A 436-nucleotide genomic window follows, 5' to 3' on the forward strand; every position below is an offset into this window, starting at 1 on the left:
TCGCGGTACCGCCGGACGAGATCCCCTGGCGGCCGGGCGGCCTGCGCGGCCCCCGGAGCCTGCCGGTGACCTTCACCCCGGGCGCCCCGGCGACCGGGTAGCGGTCCCCGAACCCCGTCGCGCCGTGCCGATGACTGCTTCGCCGGTACGGCACGACGGTACGGACCCGTGTGCGGGGTCAGGATTCCCCGTCGCGCCTCTCGTCCTCGTCCCGCTCGCGCGGGTTCTCGTCCTGGCGGGGGTACTTGAGCTCCTCGGGGCTCTTCCCCCGGGCCTTCACCGCGCTCGTACCGGGGTGAACGGGGTCCTGCTCGGGGCGGTCCGTACGCTCCCGCCCGGGGCGGCTGGTGCGCTCCTGCTGCTGCTCCTCGCGGCCCTTACCGGGCTCCTGACGCTTGTCCTGCATACCGCCCATGACGGCGACTCCTCGCAACGG

1 protein-coding gene is annotated in these 436 nt (G+C 74.5%); it reads right to left on the reverse strand.

What is annotated here, in order from left to right:
* Positions 1-178: 178 nt before the first annotated feature.
* Positions 179-436, reverse strand: a 258-nt coding sequence (locus G3I71_RS47900) for a hypothetical protein (protein ID WP_343243310.1), incomplete at its 5' end; no start/stop codon positions are given.

The sequence above is a fragment of the Streptomyces sp. SID12501 genome, assembly GCF_010550245.1.
Lineage (GTDB): Bacteria > Actinomycetota > Actinomycetes > Streptomycetales > Streptomycetaceae > Streptomyces.